5 protein-coding genes are annotated in these 4,966 nt (G+C 66.2%); 2 read left to right on the top strand and 3 right to left on the bottom strand.

The genetic code is table 11. The features are described 5' to 3' along the window. Positions 1-332 precede the first annotated feature (332 nt). Positions 333-1,562, bottom strand: a complete 1,230-nt coding sequence (locus AC5LUJ_RS23190; protein WP_493465770.1) for a helix-turn-helix domain-containing protein — start codon at positions 1,560-1,562, stop codon at positions 333-335. A gap of 89 nt (positions 1,563-1,651) precedes the next feature. Here AC5LUJ_RS23190 and AC5LUJ_RS23185 point away from each other — a divergent pair, with 89 nt between their 5' ends. Next, positions 1,652-2,506 (top strand): toll/interleukin-1 receptor domain-containing protein, encoded by an 855-nt coding sequence (locus tag AC5LUJ_RS23185; RefSeq protein ID WP_250286727.1) that lies wholly within the window; start codon positions 1,652-1,654, stop codon positions 2,504-2,506. 3 nt (positions 2,507-2,509) lie between these two features. Here the strand turns inward: AC5LUJ_RS23185 and AC5LUJ_RS23180 are convergent, their stop codons facing one another. Then, entirely contained in the window at positions 2,510-2,929 is a 420-nt protein-coding gene (locus AC5LUJ_RS23180) for a PIN-like domain-containing protein (RefSeq protein ID WP_493465769.1), read from the bottom strand. Next, positions 2,929-3,648 (bottom strand): DUF433 domain-containing protein, encoded by a 720-nt coding sequence (locus tag AC5LUJ_RS23175; protein ID WP_250286730.1) that lies wholly within the window; start codon positions 3,646-3,648, stop codon positions 2,929-2,931. The genes AC5LUJ_RS23180 and AC5LUJ_RS23175 overlap by 1 nt, the downstream gene beginning before the upstream one ends. A gap of 380 nt (positions 3,649-4,028) precedes the next feature. Here AC5LUJ_RS23175 and AC5LUJ_RS23170 point away from each other — a divergent pair. Beyond that, on the top strand, positions 4,029-4,966 hold a 938-nt coding region (locus AC5LUJ_RS23170), incomplete at its 3' end, for an effector-associated domain EAD1-containing protein (protein ID WP_493465768.1).

The raw sequence follows: 4,966 nt of genomic DNA, 5'->3' as shown, positions 1-4,966 counted from the left end.
ACAGCGAACGGCTCCGCGACGCCGATCCCGCCCTGCGCCTGCACGACCTCGGAATCGCCCCCGGGGAGATCCTGACCGTTCAGACAACCACTGAGCGGGAGCGCTTCCAGTGGCACCGACTGCGTACGGTGACGCACCCAGAGCACCGGCCGACCGCCCCGACACCCATCTGAACAGGGACGACGAAGACGGCTCCACACGAAGGAAGTCAAAATCGTTGCGACTGAATGGCAGCCGTCCATAGTGCGTCCCGTCCGCGGGCTTCATTCATATCGATAATTCGATCTTCAAGGCGCACCTGGGCGCCAGGACGAGCCTGACTGGCCGGGGTCTTACAGGATGAGTTCGGTGTCGGTGTCCGCCATCTCCTCCTCGGTCATCGCGGGCAACGGCTGCAGTTGCCGGAGCAGCGCGTTTTCCGGGACGCCGGTGAGCCGTGCGAGAACGCGAACGCTGACCTCCCCTTCGTTGTATGCTTCCATCGCCCGTTGCAGCAGGCCGGTAGGCACACGGCGTGATCCGATACTCTGCAGTTGCCGCTGGTATTCCTCGGCCCGTCCTGTCATGAGAGCCAGTTTGCGGGCGGACATCCGTCGAATCCGGTCGCGCTCCGCCGCGTTCACCAGTCCGGCGTTGTGCAGGCGGAAAGCAAGCGCGTCCAGGCTCACCTTGAACTGGGCAATCATCATACCGATCGACCGCTCGGTCGGACCGTCACGCCCCAGCGACCGGCGCAAACCTGCCTCAGGCATGAGAAAAGCCGCGGCGAAACTGTTGGCTCTTGTCTCCTCGCGGCTGCGTCGGCTGTAGAGGCCCTCGTCGATCGTGATGCCGTTCGTATCGCCCTGTACGTCACCCGCGGCTATGTGCCCGATCTCATGGGCGAGTGTGTAACGTTGGCGAGTGGCCGGAACGGCGCTGCTCACGAGCGCCAGGCGGTAGTTCCCGCGGGATATGCTCAGGCCGTCCAGCCCCGGTGGAAGCGGTTCGACGGCGACGTCTATTCCCAGCTCCCGTTCGCAGAAGTCGGCCAGGTCATCGATGTCGGCATCACCCGCCCCGGTGAGCCCGCGCACCGCACGGGCGAGCTGGTCGGCCTGGAGCACCGGATCGTCCTGGTGGATCTCCAGCGGGAAGCGGCTCGGTGGCGCGGACATGCCGAGGTCGCGCAGCAGGGCCTCGATCTCGAGGAGATCGTCCACGCGGCTCAGGGCCTGTGCTACGGCGGGGCTCGTATCAGGCTGCGCGCGTGCCGAGATCCGGGTACTTCCCTGCTCGCCACTGGCGAGCAGTTCGGCGACCGGTACACCGGTCGCCTCGGCGATGAGTGCGAGTTCCAGGCTGCTCAGGCGCCGCTTGCCGCTGAGCACCTTGGACAGGGCGGTCGGATCCATGCCAGCGGCCTTCGCGAGCGCCTGCTGGGTCAGACCGGCATCCCGGATCGCCTGGCGTATGCGGTCGGCGAGGATCTCAGCATCCACATGGTCAAGATACGTCGGCACTTGCGAAAATCGCAAATTTGGCGGCGGGTGATGATGCCGTGTCCACCAGGAGGCTGTCATCGCTGTGATGGGAGCTACGCTTACGTTACGGCGCAACCGGGGCAATACGTGGTGACGCCGGCGCTACGGAGACGGGGGAGGGGCTGCCGGTGACACCGGTTGCGGATGGCGACGCTGGCGGGCTGCCGGACGACGGCCCCGACATCAGTCTGAGCCGGAGCGATCGGGACGAGTTCCTGACCGTGATTGCCACGGTTTTCCCGCCGGGGGGCGCTGCGGCGATCGTCCTCGACGAGATCGGATTTCCGCGGGTACGCATCCCCGCTCGGGAAGGCAGCAACTCGGAACAGTGGTGGGGCCAGATCTTCTCCGAATTCGATGCCGGGATCATCGAGGCGCCTTATCGGCGGCTGCTGCGCGTGGCCATCCGGCGCTATCCAGGTAATGATGTTTTCAGGCGTCTTGTCGCCAGTTATCTCGCAGCCAAAGCCACCTGGGACGCGCGGGACCCGCCCTCGGGGACCTCCTCGGGGTCGCACGCCGAATCACCGCGTCAGCTCGCCGACGGGATCGCCCGGGGCGCGCGGATCACGACGACGTCCGGGCCGTCAAAAATCTTTCTTTGTCACGCCTCCCAGGACAAACCCCGGGTCCGCGATCTCTACAAGCGGCTGCACGATGACGGGCTCGACGCCTGGCTCGACGCCGAGGATCTTCTGCCTGGTCAGGAATGGGATCTGGAGATTCGTCGAGCGATTCGTGCCAGTCGCAGCGTTCTCGTCTGTCTGTCGTCGGCATCCACGGACAAGAGAGGGTACGTCCAGAAGGAGATCAAGTACGCGCTGGACGTCGCCGACGAGCAGCCCGAAGGGGCGATCTACCTGATTCCGGTGCGGCTGGAGCCCTGCGAGATACCGGATCGCCTGCGGAAATGGCACTGGGTGAACCTGTTCGAAGCGGACGGCTACGCAAAGCTGCTCAGGGCGCTGCGGGCGACGAGCTGAACGTCACGGATCGAGATCCATTTTTTTGATCTGATTTGAATGAACAGCGTAGATGAACGGGTCCGCCTCGGCGCAGGCGGTAATGATCGTGTCGAGATTGTCAATAAATCGTTGGGCCATCTCCGGGCCGGGCAGGTTCTGTCGGTTTATGTAGAAGCAGCGAGCGGCATGTTTTATGACGGCTGCCCTCTCCGCTGGCCTGCGTCTGATTCTCTCGTCTTTCATGAACGCTGCCCAGCCCAGTCGGGCGGTGTCGGCGAGCCAGGTTACGTCCTCGACCTTCTCGTCGTGCGGGATGCCGTAGTGATCGGCGAGTGTCGTCAGATCGATGCCGGCCTGCCGCAGCAGTCGAGGGACGGCCATGCGACCGAGGCTGCGGTCGACGAAGATGTGGGGGAGCCCCTCGGGACGTGCCGCCAACACTATGCGGCGGGTTTGCTGGCGATGCGTACGGCGTCTTCCAGCTCGTCAGGGGGGACACCGAACTCTTCGGCGACCTCCGCGAGCTGCTCGCCGGCGTGGAAACGGCCCAGAACGTCTTCGAGCCGGGCCCCGCCATGGGAGAAGATCGGCTGGCCGAACCCGCGGCGAGGATCGACCACGACGTCGGCGTGCCGGTATTCGGGCAGACGGATGAGCTGGGCATAGCCGTCCGGTGCGAAGTCGACGCGCTGCAGATAGGCGTCTACGACATCACCGAACACCCGCTGGCCCTTACGCACGGCGACCAGCTCCCGTGCACCCCGCGCCTCGGGTGTGTCGCCCTGGCTCTCGGCGAAGTCGTAGAGCACCTCGGCGCCGTCCGTGTAGAGGGCCTTGGACGCCAGGACGTGCGCGATCCCGAGTTCCTCGGACAGGCGGGTGAGAGCGGGCCGGATGCGTTGAAGTGGTACACCGGCACGCCGGATCGCCGCGAGCACCAGCCCCTCGGCAAGGCTGATGAACGGCACCACGGCGTCGCCGCGCTCCGTCGCGGGACGCGCGGTGACGATCGGCTCACCACGCACCGGGGGGCGTCCGGGCCGCTGCCGTACATATCCGTACGCCCAGGTCGTGAAGGTCGAGGTCGGCACACGTAGGTAGCGGCTGGCCTCGGCGACGCTGTACAGCGGCACCTCGAAACGATCAGCGTCGTTGGGCACGACTTGCCTCCCCCGGATACGGCGCTCTGCCGCCTATCATCCACTCCCAGCCGAACCCATACATCTCACCGGCCGACCGGGCCGCGGAGCACCGCTGGAACGGCTGTACGGACTCCGTCGGCACCGGCACCGGCGATGATGACCACCGATCCTGCTCCTTCTCAACGTAAGGAACCCTGTACGGGAGCCTGCCTGCCGGGCGCGGCAGACCTGTCGTGTCCGGTTGCCGCCGGACGCCGGCTGACTCGGTGGCCGGCGTCCGGGTGATGTGCTCCTGTACCGGACACTGACATCGCTGTGGTGGGGACTACGCTTACGTTACGGCACAACCGGGGCAACCCGTGGTGATGCCGGCGCTGCGGAGGCGGGGGAGGGATCCGGTGGCACCGGTTGCGGACGGTGATGTCGGCGCGGCGGCGGACGACGGTCCCGACATTCGCCTGAGCCGGGATGACCGGATCGACTTCCTGAACGCGCTCGCCCGGGCCTACCGCACCGACGGCGCCGTCTCGACGGTGTTCACCCAGATCGGCTACCCGCTGGCATACAGCCCGGTCATCCAAGGCTCCAACCCGGAGCAGTGGTGGACCCAGGTGTTCATCGAGTTCGACAACGGAATCATCGTCGCTCCCTTCCGGACGTTGCTGTACAGCAGTAGTCGGCGATATCCGGGTAATGAGGTATTTCAGCGCCTCGCCGCCCGGCACCTCGCCGAGGCAGCACCGGATGCGGTTGCCGCGGACCGGGTCGGAATGCCGGTCGGTCCGAACCCCGTTCGTGAAACGCCTGCGGAAGGCGAGGCTGGACGCCCTGCGGGGGTTGAAGAGGAACCGGCGGCGGAGGAGGGGCCGGCGCAGAGCTGTCATGTGATTGTGCGGGCGAGTTCGGAACCCGAGCGCCGCCACGCTCAGGAAACCCTGGCACGTCTCGGCCTGGAACCGCATGAGTTCTGGTCCACGTCGCACGCCGTCTCCTACCGGGTCAGCAGTACTGACACCGCGGCGGTGCGGGAACGGCTCGACGGAACGGACCTGGGGTGGACGCTCGTCCCGCCGGGTGAACCCGACTACGTGCTCCAGACGCTGTACGTGGGAGGGCCTGACGGCCGGCAGTTCCGGTTGAACGACGCCCCTGCCCAGCAGACCGTCGAAAACGTGGCCGCTTCGGTGATGGAGGAGTATCCGCCCGGCTTCACCGATGCGACCCGCTCCATCGTCGTCGACGAGGTGCAGGACGACGGGTCGGGACGCCGGCTCAACACCGACGACACGCTGCACGTCGCGGGTATCCGCAACAACTCCAGGATGCGGATCGGGGT

The sequence above is a fragment of the Protofrankia sp. CiP1_Cm_nod3 genome, assembly GCF_982290655.1.
Note: the sequence above shows the minus strand (reverse complement) of the source record. Positions and strands in the feature narration are given on the sequence as shown.

Excerpts from the sequence above, each read along its gene's own strand:
- AC5LUJ_RS23190 (WP_493465770.1), bottom strand. The coding sequence starts at position 1,562 with ATGACAGCCTCCTGGTGGACACGGCATCATCACCCGCCGCCAAATTTG.